The sequence below is a fragment of the Mariniradius saccharolyticus AK6 genome (genome assembly GCF_000330725.2).
GTDB classification, from domain to species: domain Bacteria; phylum Bacteroidota; class Bacteroidia; order Cytophagales; family Cyclobacteriaceae; genus Mariniradius; species Mariniradius saccharolyticus.
On record NZ_AMZY02000007.1, the window covers coordinates 145,743 to 167,966 of the forward strand.

The following is a 22,224-nucleotide window of genomic DNA, read 5'->3' on the forward strand; positions in this document are numbered from 1 at the left end:
GCCGCCTTTCATGGGATTCAGGTCCTTCTAGTGCGCGGCAGCCGCAACTTTCGCGTTCTTCTGCCAGATAAAGAAGATGATGAACAGGACTATCAAAATCGCTGGGAAAGACACCATCTTCAAAAGTGTTGCCTGACCTGCAGCTAGCTCGAGCGCATCTCCAGTCAAGCCTGCAGCTTCTTGTTCCAATCTTGAAGTATCAATCCAACGACCAATGATCGGCTGGAATATCGCGGTGGAGAACATTCCCACACCACCGATGATCGACATACCTAAGGCGCCACTCAATGGCACTCTCTGCGCAACCGCACCCACCATCACAGGCCAGAAATAGCAGACACCAATAGCAAAGAAGATCGCCGCCAAATAAGCCATCTCACCTTGGACGACTGAAAACAGGTATACGCCTATTGAAGCGAAAATTGCACCGCCCAGCAAAACACCAGTTTGGCCCAATGCCTTCACGACCGGACCTGCGAAAAATCTTCCAACAGCCATCACACCAGTGGTCAATGCCAAAATCAACATTCCGCTGGCGCCCGTGCTGCTCAATACGATATTTGCCCACTGTTGCGGTCCAAACTCGGTGATGGCAGTAAGCGCCATGGCAAAGAACAAGAAGATGAATACTGGCGAGAACATCGCTTTGATATTGCTGGCTACAGATGTAACACCCTCGACAGTTGGCTTAGGAAATGCCTTTCCAAAGAAAATACCTGCGTAAATCACCGTAGGGATCATCAAAACCCACATTTGAGCCTGCCAGCTAAAGCCGCCATCTGTCATAAACTTAGAAATCAAGCTGCCCAAGACGATGCCGCCAGGGAACCACATGTGGAAGCGGTTGAGCATTTTATTCAGCTTGTCACCGGAATACATGTCGGCGATCATCGGGTTACAGGCAGCTTCTGTACATCCGTTTCCGAAGCCAATAAACAAGGTGGAAATCAGTAATCCAGTGTAGCCGCCTGCATAGATCGTCAAAACGATACCCAGTGTATGGGCTACAAAAGCCACCTGCATGATCACTTTGGGGCCAATGGAGTGATAAAGCAGGCCACCCAAAATCATGGAAATCGGGAAGCCCAAGAACCACATGGAGTTGATAAAGCCCAGTTGCTCGGCGGAAAGGCCAAATTGTTCACCCAGTTGGGGAAGGATACCTGCCCTGATCGCAAAAGTGAAAGCGGTGGTAATCAGCGCAAAACAGCTTGCATTGAACAGGGCACTTCGATTGATGTTTTCGTTCATATTCGTCGGGTTTAAAGGTTGAATTGACTTATTTAAAGGATGATTTTGCAAATTTTCCTGTCAAGATAAAAAAATCTACATAATTGCCTTTGACCTTTAAAAAAATTTTAAAAAACTCTCATCCAGCTTTTTTTATTCCGAACCAATCAATCCAAAATCACGAGCTTCTGGACAAACTTTTTCTCCAATCCAAACCTGTTGCTTTTGATGACGAATGTCGCAGTATAAGAGCCAAGGGGAACGAACTTCCCATTTACAGTTCCATCCCAAGGGCAAAAAACCACCCTGGATTGCACGTTTTGGCCTTGGCAATAATGAACAAGCTGCCCATTCCTGTTGTGAATCCAGATTTCGGCTTGCTCCACGGCATCATTGACATAAACTTCAAATTGCTTGTTGGGATTGCGCAATTCCATCGCGTTGGTAGCAACAAACTGGAAAGTGCAATCCTCAAAAGTGGAAAATTCAGCTTCAAATGAACATCCGTCGGCGTTGGTGACGATCAGGGTATAATTGCCTGCTGATCTCAAATTATACTCAGCATCAGTTGATACAAGATCACCGTCGCGGTACCACTCATAGGACACAAAGGTTCCGGGCCGAACGATTTCACCATATCCCGATTCTGTACAGATTGAATAGGCCGGTAGGACTTCCGGCCTCGCTTCGTCCTGACTTTCCAAAACCAAAAGCATGTTTCGGCCGATTTCACATCCCGCACGATTGAAAACAGCCACTTCATAAGTGCCTTCCAAATCAGCGGCAATTGCACGCTCATTTTCAAACTGGGTCAAAAACACCTGATTGTTGTTGGGATCAATATAAATCCATTCGATCCTTTCCACTTCGTCGAAATCCGTTTCAAGTGTCACGGTAGCTGCTTGCCCCGGACAAATAAAGCCCGCGGTCAGCGTCACAGGTACCTCAAAAACCGGCGCACGAACCGTAAATGGTTTAGGATTGAAGTCACAAGCCACAGAACCACGAGGCTGCACATCCAAGTAGAAGTTGGCGTAGGCAACAGGGAACCATGTTTCTCCCCTGCCGACGATATTGAAGTTTTCATCGTACCAGCGTATCGAAACATCATCCACATTGGCACCAAACAACTCCGCGCGGTAGACTTTATTGCCAAAACAATCCTCACTTTCCAAAATCGGCTCAAATTCCGGCGCATCCATATTTACCACCGTAAATGTCCTGGAAGCAGTACAGCCCGATGCCGGATTGTCCAGGCTTCTACCGGTCAAGGTATACGTACCAGGAATAGATATCTGAAATGAGTCCCCGGTATTTCGCGTGGATTCAACACCATTCGGTTCAGTCAAAGTAAAGCTGAGGTTATCGGTTGTTGCTGGGGTAAAAGGTGTTGGACCACAAATCCTCAGTACGTCGGGAACAGAAAAGGAAACGTTGTTGGCTGGAGGAATCGTCAAGAGGCTTGGGGCTGGATTTTTGCAGCCATTCGGTGCAATAAATTCCAAGGCATAATCGCCGGCCGAGGTCGGAATTTCCCAAACAGTCTGGTTATTGATATTACCCGTGGCAATCTGCGTCCCGACATTGTCCACAAGTCTAAATGAACCTGTAAATGGACCATTGAGAAAGGTCACACGAATCATCCCATTTACCCTTGCTGCCGGTGAACAGCTCTCACCGATCAAATCGACAGTAAACTGCATGCCAGTGGGAGGGTTGGAATTTGGAACGATCACCACCTCGTTACGTGCACAGCCCCCTACCCTCGTTTCAATCGTATAAATGCCAGGATATAAGCCTGAGAAGTTCCTGACCTCGCCTGCTGCTAGATTACCTGCAACCAAAGCCAGTTCCGGAATACGCAATTCATCCAATGCGGAAATAGCAGTGAAAGAAAAACTCCCATTCGGTGTGATACAATCCGTCGAAGGCGTCGGGGTACTGACCGCAAAATCCGGCCGCTCCGTCACCGTGAAGTAAATATCCCTTTGGGAAACACAGTTTGGAAATTGAGGTGATTGTGACCTAAAAATGACCCTGTACTGGCCCGGGCCGTCCAAATCATCCTCCGTGTCAATATCGAGACCAAATCCCGGTAGGATGTAGGACCAGTTGGGAACGCCTACTTTTTGGATCTCCCATTCTCCCTCGAGCGGCGTATCCAAAGAAACCGTCAAATTGCCTCCCATACAAACCGAATCATCCGAGACCGAAAGTCTGAAATCCTGTGGCTGTCCGACGAAGGTACCTCCATTAACCGTGCATTCCCTGCCTCCGGATTGATTTGTTAGATAGAGCGTGACGTAATAATAGCCCTCGACAGAAACAACCAACTCGTTTTGGTTTCCGACAATGTCGCCCGCCGAATTGGTCCATTCGAAGGTATATTGGGAAAGATTGGGCATATTTGGATCGACCGCGGTTACGGTCGTGGGAGTGTCTCCGCACAAAAGGTAATCCGGCTTGATTGTGATTGTAGGGCCTTGGATGACCGAAAGGTTTTTACTCCCCGTAAAAATGATGTCATTTCCACGACGCACACTCAAATTGACTACATAAACTCCCAATTCAGAAAACGTGACCGAAATATTCTGAAAGGTTGCCCCTCCACTTCTGGCGAAATGCTCACTGCCATTGGGATGGGTGATCGACCAAGTATAAACGTCCGTGACAGGATTACCTGCGCCTGAAAACTCAGCCATCGCGGAACCGAAAATGATACACAAGTTGTCTGGGCCGATCAACTCGGGCTGATTGAAGTATTCACCGGTCATGGGAAATGTGAGTTCATTTGCTTGTACGGCTCTTTGCGAAGCCCAAAAGCAAACGAAAAACAGAAAAAAGACCTTCAAAAGGTACTTGTTAAAAACCGACATGGTAACAAAAGGGGTGACAGTTTTGCGAGATAGCTACTACTTTCAACCCAAATAAACAAACAAAAAAGATACCAGCAATCCTAAAAAGTGAAAAATTTTTCGACTAAACCAAGACAATTAATATACTGAAAAACAGGATTTTGCGATTAATTTTAGTGAATTAGTTTAATAAATAGACCAATAACAAAATCCTATCTTTCAACTCCAAGTATCCCGTTTCAAACTCTCAGGCATCATTCCAACACCGTCAGCGAAGACCAAATCGATTTTTCGTCGTCTTCGACATTATTTTTGTACCTAATTTTTACTGCATATGATCCGGGTTGGACATAAGCGCCATTGAAGATCCCGGACCATTCGATCACGTTTTGTTTGGCATCTACATTCGTTCCGAAAAATACGAGCTGCCCCCAATTATTGTAAATCCAAACTTCCAGTTTGTCCACCAAGGGATTTTGATAAATCCTGAATGTCCTTTGGGAATCACCGAGCCTCATACCCGTCGTATGCGTGACTTTCATTTCGCAATCCTCTACCACCCTGAATTCCTTTTCGAAAACACAGCCTTCCCATGAGGTCACCCTGATGGTATAAACCCCAAGCTCCCGAGGTGAAAACACCGCTTCCTCGCTTACCACTCGGTCCCCCAGAATCCACTGATAGGCCTGGAAACTGCCGGGGTTGATTTCAGTCGTTTCACCAAATTTGACACAAATGTTATAAACAGGTTCAACTTCCGGCCTCACCTCGTCGGTACTGCGCATGACCATTAACAAATCGGAACCCACCAAGCATCCGAGTTTGTTGAAGACCTGTGCCTCATAAGTGCCTTCTTTTGACGTCTCGATTTCAAATTGATTTTTGAAGGCAGCCAATTCTGAACGATTGCCCGCAAAATCCTCGAAAAACCAAACAATGCTTCCAACAAGTTCGGCCTCTGTCGCAATCGTTACCGTGACAAAGTCCCCATTCGGACACAGTGGTGTGGCATCCAGCCTGACATCGAGTGAGGTAACCGGCTCGAAAACTTCAAATTCCTTGGCGTTGGGCAGCGGGCAGGCCAGACTGCCCAAAGGCCTCACTTCCAAACCGAATATTCCAAAACTCTCCGGAGTGACTGTTGCCCCCCTGCCGACGAGTTCGCCTTTTTCATTGTACCAGTAGAAATCAACTGTTGCCGGATCCTTTCCAAAAAGGTCTGCCCCATAGGTGATCTTGCCGTCACATTTCTGTTCGACAACGATCGGATCAAATGGGAAGGGCTCAAATCTTGAAACAACAATCTCTTTTGTCAAGGGGCAAAGAAAACGGTCTGGGTCAGCACTGCTTGCGGTCAATGTATAGGTTCCAGGCTTTTCTATTCTGAGCCTTTGACCTAGATCCATCAACAACAACCCGCCATCTGGATCTTTCACTTCAAATCGGATCGGAAGACTGGAAATCGGCTCAATTTCAAAGAAATCGCAAATCACCATGGATTCCGGAATCTCAAAATCAGCCAAATCTTGGCTTGTCGATACAGTCAAAAATTCCCGCCCAACTTCACAACCCTGTTCATTGTACATGACTGCCTCATAGGTTCCAGGCTTGCTGACGCTGATTTCCCGCAAATCGAGGTAATTCTCAAGCGATTCCTGACGCCCGCTTTGGTCGATGTACAACCAGACGATCTTTTTCACAATGTCAAAATCCGTCGTAAGCTCGAGCGTTGTCTGGGTGCCTGGACACAGTACCCCTGATTTCAATTCCGCAGCGACCTCCAAAACGGACCTTTCAATCATAAATGGCTTGGGTGGCACTGGACAAACCTCAGAGTCCTTTGGCTGAACATCGAGTTTGAATTCTCCAAAAGAAGTCGGGAATAGAAACTGCTCCGTGCCCACGACCTCGTTTTTCTCATTGAACCAGCGGATATTGACCTTGCTGGGGTCCGCACCAAAGAGATTGACTCGGTATTGTTTGTTACCAAAACAATCCGTAGACACCAACTCTGGCTCATATTCAATGGGATTGGTCAATCGCACAAAAAAGCTCAATTCCCGAGGACACAATCCATCTACGGTGTTTTCGTCCAAACCAAGGATGGTGTATTCTCCTTCCTGATCGAGCCGGAAGGATTCCCCTTTCGACTTGGTCACTACCTGGTTGTCGGGATAAGTCAAGCGGAAAAAAAGGTTTTGGCTGGTGTTGGGAACAAAATCGTAGTAGCTGCAAACGGTGAAACGGTCTGGCACGGAGAAATTGACCTGGCCCTTGGTCCGAATGACTATCCGATTGGCCGCCGGAAAAACGCAGCCGGTTGGATTCGCTATTTCGAGAAAGTAAGTTCCAGCGGGTGCATTGATTTCGAAATCCTGGGTATTGTCAAGCTGGCCCGAACGGATCACAGTGCCCGTAGAGCTGAGTAGCCTGAAAGAACCTTTGAATCCGCCCTGCGTCATGCGAATTCTGATCTTTCCGTCCACCTTGCCACTTTCATTACAGGTTTCGTCAACCACTTCGGCGACTTGGAACTGCATTTCAGCCGGCGGATTTTGCAGGGGAACGACAAGGACACGGGTTCTTCCGCAGGAACCGAGGCTTCCTGATGCCCTGTACAAACCCGGCGCCAAGCCCGAAACCTTGAAAGTCTCCCCTTTTTTGACATTTTCAAATCGCGCGATCTCCGTGTTGTCCCTTCTCAGGCGCAGCAAAGTCAAGTCAGTCAATGCCTCCAAAACCAACTCCCCATTTCTAGCATCACAGGCATCCGCAGGCTTTTCCAAACGCATGGCAACATCGCCAGTCTCGAACACATTCAAGGCCACGGATTCTGAAAGCTTGCAATAGCGCTTCTCGGAATTGTCGACTTCAAAAATGATCTTGTAACTTCCAGGTCCGCCCATTGAATTGCTCAAAAAGTCGATCCTACTACCTTCCCCGATTAGACGCTTATCCTCGGACCCTTCCAGTTGAGCATACCAAGTACCAAAAACACCCGAACCCGCATTGAGGCGAATTTGCGCTTGTCCCTCACAAACATTTTGCGTGTTGATACTTACCTTAAAATCTTTGGGGATGTAAACAAAAGTATTGATGCTAAAGGGGCAAGTCTCGTTGCCAAATTCATCAAGCAAGGCAAAAATCACGGTGTATCTACCTTCTTTCGAAACTGTGATTTCATTGGAATTTCCGATAGTTTTTCCACTTTGATCCTGCCATTGGATCTTAAGTTTGTCCTTTTGTGCGGAACTCGGATCGACCAAACTTAGTGTTGCTGTACCCGCTTCACAGAGCAGATAGCTGTTTTGGATTACCAAATCAGCCCCAGGATTTATCTTAACTGTCTTTTTATCCGAAAAGACAGGATCAACCCCCCGTCTCACTTCCAATTCAATGGTGTAGACCCCGATTTCGGAAAAAGTATGGCTGAAAGTCTGGAAACCACCTTCCCTGTCTACCAAAACCGTTCCGTCTTCTTTCAGTACCTTCCAGCGAAAGACGTCTGTCATATCTCCTCCACCAAAAAAATCCCCGATAACACTGCCATAATAAAGACAAAGTTCATCCGGTCCAGCAATACCCCATTGAAGCATCTCTGTGGGATCGATCGTGTCACTATCGTTCAGATTTGGTGCAAACGCTGGTGCATTGGCCGAAGCAAATCGGACAAAAAGGAATGCGTACAACGCAATAAAACGAAAAAACAAAACCTTCTGATACATGCGAGATAGGACCTTTAGACGCTGGTTCTTGGCTCAAAGCTAGTATAAAAAAATATTTGAACAAATTTTTAATGTATTTAAAATACATTTTTTATGTTTTAAAAAATTTATAATAAATATTTACGCAAAAAATATCATAACAAATGTATTTCATCAAAAAAATAACCACCAAGCTTTCTTCAAAAAGATGTGATTATCCCAATCCGACTATTTGGCGAATGCCAATCAGCGTATCAGTCGGCGAAAAATTGAAAAGGACACAATCCGTAAAAGTCAAAAGCCAAGGAATTGTAACAGCATGATCACCTCACAAATCTCCAAATGCCTTCTGCACCTTCTCCAGCAAACTCATAGTTCGCCTCTTGGAAAGCCTTCAGTTGCTCAGGGTCCTCAATACGGTTTTTGATGATATGGTTGACCATCATGCCTCTCGCTTTTTTGGCAAAAAGTCCAATCGTCTCGTATTTCCCATTTCGGTATTCTAGAAAAATCGGTGTCACTACCGAAGATTTCAACTTTTTGGTATCAACTGCCTTGAAATACTCTTGGGATGCAAGATTGACAATTGGCTGCTTATCGGCTGCTTGATTGATGGCTTTCGCAATTCGAGAACCCCAAAACTCATACAGATTCTTCCCCTTTTTGTTTTCGAGCCGCACGCCCATTTCCAATCGATAAGGTTGGATCAGGTCCATCGGACGAAGCAGGCCATACAGTCCGGACAGTATCCTCAAATGGGCTTGGGCAAATTCAAAATCATCCTTTGAATAGGACTGCACTTCGATTTGGGTATACACATCCCCATGGAATGCCAACAAGGCCTGCTTCGATGTGCTGAAGTCAAAGCTCTTCTGGAAATCCAGATACCGCCTTTTATTCAATACTGCTAGATTATCCGAAATATCCATCAATTCCTTGATATCGTCCACGGACTTCTTCTTCATCACGGAGACCAATTCGAATGTTTCCTTTTGGAAATCCGGCAATGTATGGAATTCAATAGACGGATCAGACCAGTCAAGCGTCTTGGCGGGTGAAATAAGGGTAAGCATGTTTTACTCGATGACGATAATGGATTTGGTTATTGAATTGGTGACGTTTTGCCTTTGGCTCCTGTACTTGACAACCACTGGATAAACTCCAATGGGTACGTATTTGCCATCGACAGTCCCGTCCCATTGGCAAACATTGATCTCGCCGTTGATGTTCGACTGTTGGCAATAAAAAATCAATTCTCCCCACCGATTGAATATAAATACCTCAAGGTCAGAGACAAAATCATTAGTGTACACTTCAAAGCGTTTGCTTGGATTGCTCGGCGTCATGGCATCAGGGAAGATCACCCGCAGTGCACAGTCTTCATTGACAGTAAACGAAACCGTATAGGAACACCCCAAATCGTCACCGACCGTCAATAGGTAACTTCCTGCTTCTGTCGGGGTCAACTCAGGTGCTGTACTTATTTCGACGCCGTTCAGTAGCCATCTGTAAGTTGAATAAGTTCCAGGGGTAATCGTCGCAGTCACTCCCTCTACCGCACATATTATGTACACCGGGTCAATCACCGGAGGCACGATGGTCGATCGGATTACTTGGATTTGCTCCCTTGCCAACTCGCATCCATCAACGCTTGTCAGAACAACTTGATAGATTCCTTCGTCCGAAACGTTGATCGAAGTCAAATTCTCATATTGCGGCAGCGCTACAGGATTGTTGTTCACCACAAATAACCAGTCGATCCGCTCCACAAAAGTCTGGTCAGCCTCCAGCGAAACCACTGTAAAGGCATCTTCCACGCAGAATGGAATCACTTCCAATGCGGCATCCACACTCAAAGCGTAAGGTGGTGCGGTAAATGTGATGATTCTCGGCGGGCAAAGCGCACCCGACCTAGGCTGGACTTCCAATGAATAGGTGCCCGGAGCCGGAGGGAAAAACCGCTGATCACGTCCAACGATATCTCCAGCTTCATTTCTCCAGAAGAAATTGACGTTCCCAGGATTTGTATTGTTTAAAATCGCGTCAAAATACTGTCCGAGCGCACAATCCACCTGGGCAAAGCTCACAGCAAAATCGACGAAAATATTGTTGAGGATCGTGATTTGCCTTTGCGCAGGACAAAGAAGCCCATTCGGATCTGTGCCCGTCATCGTGTATTGGCCGGTTACGGAAATCGTGTAAGAGCCATCTTGATTTGGAGTGATAGGTTGATTGTTGGGCCCTACTAGGGTATAGACAAGATTTTGTTGCGAAACCGGGGTAAAGGTAAACTCCTGACAAATAGACAAATCATTTGGAATTGAAAATTCCGCCTGTTCCCTTTCATCCACAATGTATTGACCTGGATCAGGAACCGAGCAATTGAATTGATCGATAATTTCGATCGTATAGGTTCCTGCCTCCACCGAAATCCTGACCGAATCTTCGTTCGTGAAGGCTCCGGTAGTCTCCAACCCATTTTCTACACGAATTGCCCTATAGGTACCGGTCTGTGGTCCCGCAGGGAAAACCACCAACAATTCCCCGTTTTCCACACCAACCGGGCCGCAGACCTCTGGGCTTGCTTGTACGATGAAGTCTTCAATCCCTGTAGGCGGATTCAGATTTCTGATTTGAACTGGAAGCGAAAACTCGCAGCCTGTATCATTTGTAGCCCTGACGGTGTACACTCCCGGCTCCAAATTGGAGACAATTGGTAGGACGTCTCCAGCATTTACATTGGTGAATCGTTGACCAGTTTCAACTACGATGATCTCATCAGCCGCAGTTAACGCGGTAATCTCAAAACTTCCCGTAGGCTGGCCACAAGCATCTGCATCGGTCAAAACGACCGCCTCCACGGCTGGAAGCGGCCAAACGATCAATTCCACCACCTTCTCAACCAAGCAACCTGGGACAATCGGATCTTCGGCCACAAAAATGATATCGTAGATTCCAGGTCCGGGTAGGGTATTTGCCACCAATTCCAATTCAAAGAAGTCACCAAGAGAAACCCGGTTGTTGGTCCCTTGAACCTGGTAAAACCATTCGCCAACTATTGGGGTATTGGGCGCAAACACCACCAAACTCTCATCAAAGCAAACTTGGTCAGCAGTTTGGGTAAGGTCAAAATCAAACGGAGGGCCTACAAATACCGATGCAGTGGCGGGACAAGGATTGAAGAATTCGGCAGGAATATCATCAGGTCTTCTGTGCGACACAGTGACGGTAAAAATGCTTTCCTCATTTACGAAAATCGTGTTGGAATTGCTGTCGCCAAAAAGCGTCCCTTGGGCATTTCTCCACTCAAAATCATACAATCCATCGGCAGGATCATATCCGTCTATAGCGGTCAAAGAAACAGGGTTTCCTGAACATAGCGTCGCTTCGCCTGGCAATGTCAACGTAGGAGGAGCTATCACTTCTACCTCCAAAGATGCTTCATAGAAATCAGGATCGCCGCACCTGTCTACCCGAAGACTTACCGTGTAGGTACCCGGCCTGGTAAATGGCTGTTCCAAAACTTGGAAATTTTCGCCCGGTCCTCCATAATTATTGAGAATTGAAGTACCGTCCTCATGGACAATTGTCCAGAAATAGCTGTCAATGTCCGGCTCTCCGCCCCCTTCGAACTCTCCCAAGGCTCCGTTTTGCGGATCGATGCATAGGAAGGGAGTCCCAGCCAGCGCCGGTTCCGGAATACTGCTGCCTGACTGTTGCACAAAAGAAGGCAATCCAAGATTGGAGGTACCAAGTAAAGTCGATGTACCGTTTTCATTGTAGGCGCTTCGGTTGCAGTCTTGTCCCGCATTGATCGTTCCCAATACATTTTGGCCTGGTCGGGCAACGTAAATCTGACCGTCTGGACCGATCTGCAAAGCACCAAAAGGTCCAGAAGTTGTCAGGGTATTTCTAACCGGGGAATTCAAAATACATGCCTCACGCTGTGGCCTTGTGGTGGCGCTGCTGAAGCAAGTTGCACAAGGAATTGGGTTATTTCCCGTCTGTTCAGGGGCCTGGATCAAAAACTCGTCGATTTTCCCGTTGCCTCCCCGATAGGATACATAGACGCGGCTGCCGTCGTTTGAAAATTCCAAACCATATACTTGATCATTGTTGCAACCCAAATCCAATAGGGCATATTCGGTCATTTCGCCCGTGTTTTGGTCGAAATCAAATATCTCCAAGCGGCTACATGCACCGTCCGAAATCGTCACGGCCACCTTGGTGCCATCTGGACTGAATTTCATGCTTCCGACGCCACTGTTGAATCCATGGGAAGATCCAACCGAGGAAAGCACAGGTTGTCCTATTCCATGGATCGAGACGGGATAGGCGCGGAATGTATTGTTGCCCAACTCATGGAAAAGTACCCAAGTCGTATCCCCTGCCGCCAAGGCGGCTGAATGCTCTGTCGAAGGACTGAATAGGAAATTATCCTTGGAGACCACGTTGCCTACCCCATTTTGGTTTTCGGCTTTGATATCGACCACGGAGAACTTGACTTGATTACTGCCATCTTGGGCCAGTTGGGTCGTAAAAAGATAGAAAATGGTCTCATCCGTGGGGACCGGGACAGCTATGACACTTTGCGAGGAAAGGTTGCTTCCCCCGATGGAATCACCGTTTTCCATGATGTTGCCGTTGAGGTCCCAAACTGTTTCTCCATCCGTGAAAAACAAGACTTGTCCCGTTCCATCCGAAATGGTGGTGGTCCCTGCGGGAATATTCTGGTTGTGTCCTACCGGTCTCGGCAAAGGCGCATTTGGATTGTTCGGATCGGGATTGAAGTCAAGTCCTGCTCCATCGCCAAAGTACCAAACGTTGTTACTTTGATCCAAAAGATCCCAAATCCGCACCCTTACGCTTCCGTAGGCATAGCAGGATGAACCCGGTTCCCTGACCAAAACCCAATACAAGCCCGGCAAATCCACGCAGTTGTCTTTGCTGGAACGCCACTCGCGGATATTGGACCAGAAATACTCGTAATTGCCTTGGCCGCCACCTTGGCCCCCTCCTTGCCCACCGCCCTGCTGCACTTCGAGCATCGAGCCAATGTCCACGCAGGCTCCTTCGCAGACTGTGGTGTCTTGCGAGCTAAATTGCACCTGAAGATCATTTTCCAACAAAGAAATGGTCTTGTTGACCGTTTGGGTCGAACCATCAGCAAAAGTCACAGTCAAGGTAACGTCAATACTTTGATTGGCAGTCGCATCTTCCGGAATCAACAAATGCTCTTGGGTGAAATCAATGTCCACCGGCTGCCCGTCCTCATCCACCAAGGGAGGATTGAATGTCCACTCAAAGCTAACCGGTCTATAGTTCTCTGGTGTAATGAGACTGGTCAACTGCACAGGATTGTTGCTACAGGGTTGGTCAGGCTCCCAAGTAAAGTCAACCGTGGGCGATATGGTGGCGTTTGGTGCAAACTTGGGGAAAATACGTCCACAGAAATCAGTGCCATTAAAGGGATCCTCAGCCAACACCAAGTCATCCAAAACCGGCTCATTCGGATTATTGACCCGCCCGATCAACTGTGGGCCGCCAAGCACTTCCTCATAGATATAATAGAGCCGCCCGTCCGGCCCGACTTTCACATCGTAAATTGCATGAACTGGATTATCCAACGGAATCGCCTCCGGAGATGCGGTCAAATTGTTTGATGGAATTCTGAAAAGCTGGTTACCCCTTGAGAAGTAAATAAATGCCCCATCTGGGGAAAAGCTCGCTCCGCCGTATGCCTGACCGTTTGAAGACTGGGAAATAGGCTCCTGACTTCCGAAAGTCCCGCTTGCCGTGTCAAAACCCAAGACAACAATGTTTTGGTTGGGATCATCAGGGATCAGAATGACTCTTTGGGATGCCTCATCAAACACCATAAACTTTGGTGTGAATGGAACCGCTGCATTTGAAATGAGAGTAAATTCCCCTGGATTGGCTCCGATCCTTCTGGAAACTATCGAACCTCCTTCGATGCTGATAAGATAAGAAGGGGATTGAGGGGTTTTGACAACGAGGATTGGACCATTGACCGCGCCGACGACCACCTGGTCTTTCTCAATGATTTCACCCAAGGGCGGCTCATTACCAACGGCCTGACCCGGTGCATTCATGTCGATCAGGGCATATTGTAGGTCGCCCGCGGGACTGACATAAAATATATAATATAACCTATCTCCCTGAGGTTCATATGACAAAATCCCAATACCCACCTGCTGTTGACCATTGATATCACCGTTGATCCCGGGAGCGACTCCTTCTAGGATTTGGTTATTGGCATCGTAGACCAAGACACCGTTTGAATAAAAAATAATGTTGCCAGATATTGGATCAATGGCGACAGCGTTGTTATTTTGTCCAACTATCACCCCTGACGGTAAAGTCCTTACAATCGGATCACCCCCTTTACCAAAAGATAAATAATTGTTTTGACCGGTGCCACAGTCACCAAACACCCATTCATTGTTGTTGAATCCTTGACCAAAAACAATTGTCGGATTCATCCAAAAGTTCAGAAGCGTTACTCCAACAAAAAAAAAGATAATTTTTATGGAAATAATAGGGCTTTTCATAATTTACACCTTGCGACTAAAACAACCAAACGCATTCAACGTTGCTATGGTGGGTTTGAACACTAACATAACGAATAACAACTTGCGAAGGTCTTTTTTCTACCGTCTTTTTTTTATGGGCCTTATCCTGTTGGGCTCAGGGAAAGCTTTGGCGCAGGATCCACAGTTTAGCCAGTATTACGCAGCGCCTCTGTACCTAAACCCTGCATTTGCCGGATCCGAATTGTTGCCGCGTATCGGCGCCAACTATCGAAACCAATGGCCTGGCTTAGAAGCGCAGTTTACGACATTTTCGGCATACTTCGATACCTACTTAGATAATTACAATTCCGGCCTCGGCTTCTACGTGATGAACGATGTCGAGGGCGGTGCCAAACTGAGGTCTTTCACCTTCGCGGGGCAATATTCCTACGAACTTCGCATCAGTGACAACGCCTATTTCCGCCCTGGTTTCCAAGCCGCCTACATGCGGCGCGATATCGGCTATTATGAAAACCTGGTTTTTGCGAACCAAATCAATCCGGGCGATCCATTCGGGCCCCTACTTCCGAGCAATGGACTCGACGGCTCCGGAGATCCGGTAAACCTTCTTTCTCTTTCATTCGGGGGCTTATTCTTTACAGACAAGTTTTGGTTTGGCATCTCTGCTCACCATGTCAATGAACCCAACCAATCGTTTTTGGAAGGGGTGAGCCCATTGCCTGCAAAATACTCCATCCATACTGGTTATAGGATTTCATTGGGGACTGGCACTTATCGGAGGGATTTTACCCATTACAGAAAAGATAGATACCTTTTGCCAACCCTGAATTACAAGCGCCAGGGGCCATTCGAACAGTTGGACTTGGGCGCGTATATTCACCTAGAGCCGATCAATTTTGGCCTTTGGTATCGGGGAGTGCCATACAGACCTGTGGAAAACCAAAACAACCGGGACGCCATCGTCATGATGATTGGCTTGAACCTTCCGACTGGCATGAGCATGGGCTACAGCTTTGACTATACCGTTTCCCAACTTGGTATCCAATCGGGCGGCGCCCATGAGGTCAGCATTGCGTTTCTACTTGCAGATAAAAACAGGTCAAAAACCAACAAAAGAGAGACAATCCTACCCTGTCCCAAATTCTAAACATGCAGCCATTGGAAATCAAATACCTGATCCTGGGCATTTTAAGCCTGGGATTTTTTGCTGATAAGGTATTGGATTACCTCAATATCAAGCGCCCGGTTCCCCGCGTGCCGAAAACTTTGGAAGAGTACGTCAATCCCGAAAAACTTGAAAAAGCCAAAGAATACCAATGGATCAATTACCGATTCGGCTTGGTGACCGGTGCAGTCGCTTTCTTTCTCACTTTTCTGCTAATCTTCTCCGGTGCGTTTGGGGTTTTGGACCTTTGGCTATCACAATACATCGAGAATCCAATGTTGCTTTCCATCTTCTTTTTTGGAATCGTCTTCATCGGGAGCGATATACTGTCGATCCCGTTTGACTACTACCAAACCTTCGTGATAGAGGAAAAATACGGATTCAACAAAACCACCCGAAAAACTTATTTCCTTGATAAAATCAAAGGCTACGTGCTGTCCATCATTGTCGGAGGTGGATTGCTGGCCCTCCTACTGTTTCTGATCCATCAGATCGGGAAGGATTTCTGGTGGCAGTTTTGGCTGATTTCAGCCATTTTCATGGTTTTGGTCAACCTTTTCTACACCTCTTGGATCCTGCCGATCTTCAATAAACTGACCCCACTCGAAAACGGGGAATTGAAGGAAATGATCATCCGCTATGCCAAATCGGTGGATTTCCCGCTGGAAAATATCTTCGTACTCGACGGCAGCAAGCGCTCTTCCAAGGCCAATGCCTTCTTCTCAGGCTTTGGTAAAAGAAAGAAAGTCGTGCTATTCGATACCCTGATCGAGCAGCATACACCACAGGAACTAGTTGCGGTTTTGGCTCATGAAATCGGCCATTACAAGAAAAAGCACATTCTTTCCGGGATGCTCCTTTCCGTGGCGCAAGTCGGCCTACTGCTTTTCATTCTTTCGGAGTTTATTTTCAGCGAAAACATGAGCCTCGCTCTTGGTGGCAGCCACATGGCAATCCACCTCAACATCATTGGCTTTACCATATTGTTTTCGCCTATTTCCACGGTGTTGGGCATCGGTATGAACATGATCAGTCGGAAAAACGAATTTGAGGCGGATGCCTATGCCAAGACGACTTTTGACGGCATCCCACTTGCCGAAGCTTTGAAAACCCTCTCGGTCAATACCCTGAGCAATATCAATCCGCATCCTTTGTATGTATTCGTGCACTATTCGCATCCCCCGCTTTTACAGCGATTGGAAAGGTTGGAGGCATCTTGATGGGATATCTTTGATTTGGACTTTATGCCTAAATAAATAATCATTTCCCAAATTCATTTTTCGGATTAAATTGGTGGAGATTAACCCAAAATCCCTCCAACCATGCAGGACCTCTCTCATTTTCACCAACCCATAACCGATTTGTTCCCTTTTCCAAAGACGGCAAAAGACTGGGAACCCTACCGCCTCAGCCAGGAACAACTGGACTTCTTTGAAGAATTCGGCTACTTGAGTGGGATCAAGCTACTCAACGAAGGTCAGATTGAAGTCCTTAAAAAGGAACTGGACGAGGTAGCAGATCCCAAGCATCCGCTTCACCACCTGTTCCATGAGTTCCACAGCAACGAATCTGCGGATCCCAATACGGTGCTTTTCCACTCCCTGGGACATTGGCGGATTTCGAAGGCATTCCACGATGTGATCTGGAATCCCGCATTTGTCATGGCAGCATCTCAGTTGCTGGGCGATCGAAAGGTACGTTTCTGGCACGACCAGCTTTTCTGCAAACCTGCCCATCACGGCGGTGTGGTGGCTTGGCATCAAGACTATTCCTATTGGACTCGGACAATCAAAATGCAGCACCTTACCTGCTGGTGCGGATTGGACTATGCCACGACCGAAAACGGCTGTCTGTACTACGTGCCGGGAAGCCACAGATGGGGACTTTTGGAAAAACCTGCCCTTGCAGGCCAAATGGACGGGTTGATGGAGTTTTTGACCGAGGAACAAAAGGCGGCTTTTAAACCCGTCGCGATCGAGTTGAAAGCTGGATATGGCACTTTCCATCATCCACTACTCGTCCATGGAAGCTATGAAAACCGCTCGCCAAGAAGCCGTAGGGCCTTTGTGCTCAACGTGTTTGCCGATGGCACGATTTCCAATTCCGACGATGAACTTCTGAAAGGCGTCCCTGTGATACCAAAAGGGCATAAAATGGAAGGGCAGTTCTTTCCTTTGCTCAACTGATTGACATTGCGAAAGAAATTTCCGTACCTTCGATGTGATTTACCAACCTTATTCAACCAAAACATTCAAAATCATGTTGAAAAAAATGAAATTATTCGGAGCAGCAGCTATGGCTTGCTTTTTCCTAGTATCCGTTTCCCTGACATCTTGCGGTGGCAAAAAAGAAGAAGCTACTGAGCAGACTGAAAGTACTGATGCTCCTGCTGAAGCAGAGCACCCTACTGAAGGTGGAGAACACCCAACCGAAGGTGGCGAGCATCCTGCAGCAGACACTACTGCGAAAGAAGCAAACGGTTAAGATCATTTGACCCTTTCAAATGGCGGCACGGTCCAACCGTTGCCGCCATTAATTTTTTCGCTCAAAACTGAATGTCGTCAGGGGGAAAATCTGTTCTCCGTCCATTTCCACCAAGGGGTAAGCCAAAAAGTTGATCGGTCCGGATGCAGGCAAAGGCTGAACCTCCAAATCCCTTCCCCTGCTGAGTTCGATCCTGTTGGCCGGGTGCCTTCCAAAATAATAGGTGGCAAGCGCCGTGTACTTGTTGCCCTCGCTGATATCGACAGGCCACCACTTGCCCTCGGCGTAGAATTCCGCCCAACAATGGTATCCGTCTATTCCCCCCTCGTTGCGGTCGGATGGGATCGAAGCGCCAATTGCAAATCTTGCAGGAATACCGATGGACCTCGCGAGAGAGATGAAAAAGGAATGGAACTCGGTGCAATTTCCGGTCTTGGAATCGCAGGCATAGTTGGAATCCCCACGTCCGTACTTCCCAAACTTCATGTAGCGCATGTTGTCGATGATGTAATCATACAAGGCCCGCGCATGCACCAAGTGCCCATCGTTTTCTTTTCCCTTGATCGCTTCCTTGGCGATTTCCTCAAACCTCCCGCCAATCGGCATCAACAGGTTTGGCTCGAGGTAAGGATGGGTAGCCGGCAATTCGGCCTCATAGGGGGCCTTTTCGACTCTTTGCACCTGATAGGTGATTTCGAGTTCCTTGTCGCTATCCGCGGGCGACAATTCCAAAAAAAGGATGGAGTTACCGTTTTGTTTTTCCTCTATTATCTGCTTTTTGCCGGGCACTTTCATCGAGACAAGTTGCACATCCTGAAAATCGTCCGATTGGGCGATGGGAATCCAAGCCTTTGCTGGTTTGGTCAATTTTGGGATTTTGGCGGTGTAGAAAAATGTAAAGTTGTCGGAACCTTCCCTGACTCCCAGCAAGTCAGATGTGGAAGTCTCCACGGGTACCCGGCGCCAAGTCTTGTCGACCATTTGCTTCCAGGAATAGAATGGCTTTCCGTTGAGCTTGTGGAGCGAAGTCTCCGTGACCTGCATTGCCCCCGGTTCCCCTTCCATAAAAAAATCAACATCATAGACGTCCCCCTTTTCATCCGCCAAATCCACGCAGGCAAAGTGCTTGCTCGGTCCGAGGTTGGAAAGGTACTCCGTGTGTACCCTCACCAACTTGAGACGAAGCTGCCTCTTCTCGTCATTGACTAGAAAATAGCCTCCGTTTGCCTCCTTTTCCCGCTCAATATAAGCCTTAATGCCTTCCTCAATCTCCGCAATAGAGACTCTCTCTGGCTTGCTTTCTGTTTGGACGATCTCTTGGGCAGGCTTTTGTCCGCAGGCGATGAGGACTTGCAAGACTACAAAAAAGCAGAATGCCGGAATCCACAGCGCTAGTGATCTATTGGGCAATGATTTCATGATGTGTAGGTTCGGAAGCTTCGAATTTAAGCGATATTTCACAAACCGTATCACCGTCCATGGCATTGTCGACAACTCTCGGCGCAAACATCCGCCTACTTCGGTATCAAAAATCACCAATTCAAAAAAGTAAAATCGCGACCTTTGCCCCAAATCCATTTTCCCCCACACCATGAAAACATTTGTGACATTTCTAGTTGCCCTGAGCCTCCTGAGTGCCTGTGGCAAGAGTCCCTCCGAGAGCGGCAGTACCCAAACGACTCAAGCCACGGGAAGCATCGAGCAAGTAGATGCCGCTCAGTTCAAGAAATTGACCGAATCGCCCAATGCCTTGGTTTTGGATGTGCGAACGGCTGCGGAAGTTGCGGAAGGGCATCTCCCCAATGCGGTCAACATTGACATTTATGGTTCGGACTTTATGGCCAAGGTCCAGCAACTGCCCAAGGACCGGGAGATTTTGGTGTATTGTACCGTGGGTGCCCGCAGCCAACAAGCTGCCGACATCCTTTCCAAACAAGGCTTCGCAAAAGTCTATAACCTCGACGGCGGCATCGTGGCTTGGCAGAGAAACGGATTTGAGGTGGTGAGGTAGATTCACCGATCAGTCTCGCTTTAGAGCAAAATTTTGAAGGTTTCAGGAGTAGGTGTCATCTACTCCTTTTTCATTAGTGGAATTTGTGATTAAAGGGAATAGATGGTAGATTTCGTTTAAGTGTTGGGAGACTTAAATTATCTACCAGCGAAAGTCTGAAATTCATGACTTCGAAAAAAACTTAAAAAAGCAGTAGTTAAATGATGATTTTAGCCATCTTTCTTTGGTTAAGCTTCCCGAAAGACTTGCCAATTAAAACAGAATCGGAAGATTGTTTTTTTGTTTCAAAAGGTTACCGTCATGCCGATTTTTTGATATTTTTTGATGATGGGACTGGGAAACTTTATGATTGGGGAGGGAGCTTGCGATCAAAATTTGATTTTGAATGGAGTCGAATAGATAGTTTGTATATCATCAATTTTAAAGACGATACCCATCAAAACGAATCATTGATCCACGATAAAAGAGGTGACCTCCATATAAACGAATCCAACTTGAACCCTTATCAAAACACTCGAGTTTTGACGGATTATCAAGAATTCAAAAGAGTTGGCGAAAAGAGATTCCACCGGAGGTACAAGGAATTTCTTGAACAGGGATTCAACTAATTGGAAATTTGGAGTTTCTTTTGGTTGAGTATAACTTGGCGAAAAAGATCAGCAAAAGCTCTTCTTGGTTCCACTCCAAGGTGGGGGTTTCTTTTTTTGGTGACAAATAGCAAAAAAACAATCAATTCTATCGGTTATTTGTTTGTTCCACCCTGATGAAAACATTTTCGTCTCCAACTAGCGAACGCTTATTTTTTGTCTTACGATTGAAGGATACTTTCTTTTCTATTGAAGACTCTGAAACCAATTACAACTAAATTTATTGATGTTAAAGTCGCTGATAAAGTTGTATTCCAAAAAGCAGCAAGGAATTTTTTTTACAGACTGAAGTTATGCCAAATTACCTTCAAATGAAGATGAATTTGATACATTAGAAAGAACGAAGCTCAGTTGCGATTCGAAAGGCGGGAGTTGAAAGCACGAGTGCCGTCGCGCCTCGTCAACTGCGTTCAATTAGAAGCGTGCCGAACTTCGACCCTATTCCGTCAGCCTGGTGCGTAAAACCGTGTAAACCAATGTGGCCGTCTCCTCGGTGCTTCGTGCTGTAGCAACGCTGGTAATACATCGCAAAGAGGTGTGCCGCTCCCCGCAAGTGTAGGTAGTAGCGTTGCAAATGCGGCCGGCAATTTGCCCATGTCATACTCAAGTGACACGCTTGCTTTTAGGCGGAAATCTTGGCTGCAAGTGAAAATTTGGCCTTTGGGATCGTATGCCGGTAACTCAAACCCTAGGTCGTTCCATACAACGCACACTCTTTTCCATTGCTTCGCAGCGGCTTGTTCGTCGACAAACCGATCTAGGAATCTGAAGGGGCGGCTTGGATTAGGGAGCGGCGGCATGAAGCATACGACCTTATACCACAGGTCACGCTCTCGAATCACTTGGATTTCATGCATGAGACCGACACTTGTACCGGGAATCACAATCACGCCACGCGCAGCTGATACAGCCATCGAAAACATTTCGAGCCAGGTCGCCTCTTCGGACTGGATGAACATCACATCGGACTTTTCGTAGTAGTTTCGGATATCGGCCGCCGAGCCGATGGCCAACATTCGGCTATCTTTTGGCAGTGCTGCTGCAATCGCATGTGCATAGGAGAGCCCGTGAATCTCAGTACTATGGCGTCCGTAGTGCCGTGCTGGTTCTGACGTCAGAGCACCCTCTGAAAAAGGCCGGAGAAAGACGAACGGTGCTCTAACGTCTGCGATGGCTGCTTTTCGCGCACGATCCGAACGCAAGGCATTCCGTCTATCTTTCAACTGACGGCTGACGAATAAGCCCGTATATGTCGGTGTTACGGTAATAACTAATAGTATAATCGGAGTTAAAGACCCGAACACTTTACCAATCGCTCGAACAAACGGCTCAGAGTCCCCAAAAAGAAACCAAAACAACGGCCACATAGTCAAGTACCCGCTGACTTCTACAACCCCCGAAAGGATGCCTAATCGGCGTTCACGCCTTACCTGAAGCTCTTCGTCCATTTTCATGCCATTGAAATTCTATTCAAGTCAGTATGTAGGAGCAGCACCCACAACTACAACCCTGCTCCATAAAAAAACAAGCAAAGTCATTTTTTCCCAATGGCCCCATCTAAGCGTAGTATAGAC

The 22,224-nt window shown here is 47.1% G+C and carries 13 protein-coding genes; 6 read left to right on the forward strand and 7 right to left on the reverse strand.

All coding sequences use genetic code 11. The features are described 5' to 3' along the window. Positions 1-27: 27 nt before the first annotated feature. The 5 genes from C943_RS06055 to C943_RS06075 form a co-directional block, all read right to left on the reverse strand. Complete coding sequence (locus C943_RS06055) at positions 28-1,251, reverse strand: MFS transporter (protein WP_008625392.1); 1,224 nt, start codon at positions 1,249-1,251, stop codon at positions 28-30. 146 nt (positions 1,252-1,397) lie between these two features. After that, complete coding sequence (locus tag C943_RS06060) at positions 1,398-4,004, reverse strand: hypothetical protein (protein ID WP_008625393.1); 2,607 nt, start codon at positions 4,002-4,004, stop codon at positions 1,398-1,400. A gap of 335 nt (positions 4,005-4,339) precedes the next feature. Beyond that, positions 4,340-7,810 carry a T9SS type B sorting domain-containing protein gene (locus C943_RS06065; protein ID WP_008625395.1) on the reverse strand — a complete coding sequence of 1,157 codons (3,471 nt, stop codon included), beginning with the start codon at positions 7,808-7,810 and terminating at the stop codon, positions 4,340-4,342. Between the two features lie 302 nt (positions 7,811-8,112). Further along, a complete protein-coding gene (gene yaaA / locus C943_RS06070) occupies positions 8,113-8,862 on the reverse strand; it encodes a peroxide stress protein YaaA (RefSeq protein WP_040479274.1) in 750 nt (249 codons plus the stop codon). Positions 8,863-8,865: 3 nt separating this feature from the next. After that, on the reverse strand, positions 8,866-14,292 hold the full coding sequence (locus C943_RS06075) for a T9SS type B sorting domain-containing protein (protein ID WP_008625398.1): 5,427 nt from the start codon (positions 14,290-14,292) through the stop codon (positions 8,866-8,868). Positions 14,293-14,443: 151 nt separating this feature from the next. On the opposite strand from C943_RS06075, the gene C943_RS06080 reads away from it, so the two are divergent. The 4 genes from C943_RS06080 to C943_RS06095 all read left to right on the forward strand — a co-directional run bounded on the left by C943_RS06080 (position 14,444) and on the right by C943_RS06095 (position 17,992). Then, complete coding sequence (locus C943_RS06080) at positions 14,444-15,490, forward strand: PorP/SprF family type IX secretion system membrane protein (RefSeq protein WP_008625399.1); 1,047 nt, start codon at positions 14,444-14,446, stop codon at positions 15,488-15,490. Between the two features lie 2 nt (positions 15,491-15,492). Beyond that, positions 15,493-16,728 (forward strand): M48 family metallopeptidase, encoded by a 1,236-nt coding sequence (locus C943_RS06085; RefSeq protein WP_008625401.1) that lies wholly within the window; start codon positions 15,493-15,495, stop codon positions 16,726-16,728. A 102-nt stretch (positions 16,729-16,830) separates the two neighbouring features. Then, complete coding sequence (locus C943_RS06090) at positions 16,831-17,694, forward strand: phytanoyl-CoA dioxygenase family protein (protein ID WP_008625405.1); 864 nt, start codon at positions 16,831-16,833, stop codon at positions 17,692-17,694. A 73-nt stretch (positions 17,695-17,767) separates the two neighbouring features. Then, a complete protein-coding gene (locus C943_RS06095; RefSeq protein WP_008625406.1) occupies positions 17,768-17,992 on the forward strand; it encodes a hypothetical protein in 225 nt (74 codons plus the stop codon). A 48-nt stretch (positions 17,993-18,040) separates the two neighbouring features. On the opposite strand, the gene C943_RS06100 is transcribed toward C943_RS06095, so the two are convergent. Further along, complete coding sequence (locus tag C943_RS06100; protein ID WP_157198453.1) at positions 18,041-19,411, reverse strand: transglutaminase-like domain-containing protein; 1,371 nt, start codon at positions 19,409-19,411, stop codon at positions 18,041-18,043. Positions 19,412-19,583: 172 nt separating this feature from the next. Here C943_RS06100 and C943_RS06105 point away from each other — a divergent pair, with 172 nt between their 5' ends. Together C943_RS06105 and C943_RS06110 are read left to right on the forward strand one after the other, a co-directional pair. Next, a complete protein-coding gene (locus C943_RS06105) occupies positions 19,584-20,003 on the forward strand; it encodes a rhodanese-like domain-containing protein (protein ID WP_040479278.1) in 420 nt (139 codons plus the stop codon). A gap of 200 nt (positions 20,004-20,203) precedes the next feature. Further along, positions 20,204-20,611 carry a hypothetical protein gene (locus C943_RS06110; RefSeq protein ID WP_008625409.1) on the forward strand — a complete coding sequence of 136 codons (408 nt, stop codon included), beginning with the start codon at positions 20,204-20,206 and terminating at the stop codon, positions 20,609-20,611. Positions 20,612-21,096: 485 nt separating this feature from the next. Here C943_RS06110 and C943_RS06115 read toward each other — a convergent pair whose 3' ends face one another. After that, positions 21,097-22,104: a hypothetical protein gene (locus tag C943_RS06115; RefSeq protein ID WP_008625411.1), complete on the reverse strand. Its 1,008-nt coding sequence runs from the start codon at positions 22,102-22,104 to the stop codon at positions 21,097-21,099. Positions 22,105-22,224: the final 120 nt, after the last annotated feature.

What these genes read in the sequence shown, in the direction of transcription:
- C943_RS06055 (WP_008625392.1), bottom strand. Translation starts at nt 1,251, where the DNA reads ATGAACGAAAACATCAATCGAAGTGCCCTGTTCAATGCAAGCTGTTTT.
- C943_RS06060 (WP_008625393.1), bottom strand. Translation starts at nt 4,004, where the DNA reads ATGACCGGTGAATACTTCAATCAGCCCGAGTTGATCGGCCCAGACAAC.
- C943_RS06065 (WP_008625395.1), bottom strand. Translation starts at nt 7,810, where the DNA reads ATGTATCAGAAGGTTTTGTTTTTTCGTTTTATTGCGTTGTACGCATTC.
- yaaA (WP_040479274.1), bottom strand. Translation starts at nt 8,862, where the DNA reads ATGCTTACCCTTATTTCACCCGCCAAGACGCTTGACTGGTCTGATCCG.
- C943_RS06075 (WP_008625398.1), bottom strand. Translation starts at nt 14,292, where the DNA reads ATGAATCCGACAATTGTTTTTGGTCAAGGATTCAACAACAATGAATGG.
- C943_RS06085 (WP_008625401.1), top strand. Translation starts at nt 15,493, where the DNA reads ATGCAGCCATTGGAAATCAAATACCTGATCCTGGGCATTTTAAGCCTG.
- C943_RS06090 (WP_008625405.1), top strand. Translation starts at nt 16,831, where the DNA reads ATGCAGGACCTCTCTCATTTTCACCAACCCATAACCGATTTGTTCCCT.
- C943_RS06095 (WP_008625406.1), top strand. Translation starts at nt 17,768, where the DNA reads ATGTTGAAAAAAATGAAATTATTCGGAGCAGCAGCTATGGCTTGCTTT.
- C943_RS06100 (WP_157198453.1), bottom strand. Translation starts at nt 19,411, where the DNA reads ATGAAATCATTGCCCAATAGATCACTAGCGCTGTGGATTCCGGCATTC.
- C943_RS06105 (WP_040479278.1), top strand. Translation starts at nt 19,584, where the DNA reads ATGAAAACATTTGTGACATTTCTAGTTGCCCTGAGCCTCCTGAGTGCC.
- C943_RS06110 (WP_008625409.1), top strand. Translation starts at nt 20,204, where the DNA reads ATGATGATTTTAGCCATCTTTCTTTGGTTAAGCTTCCCGAAAGACTTG.
- C943_RS06115 (WP_008625411.1), bottom strand. Translation starts at nt 22,104, where the DNA reads ATGAAAATGGACGAAGAGCTTCAGGTAAGGCGTGAACGCCGATTAGGC.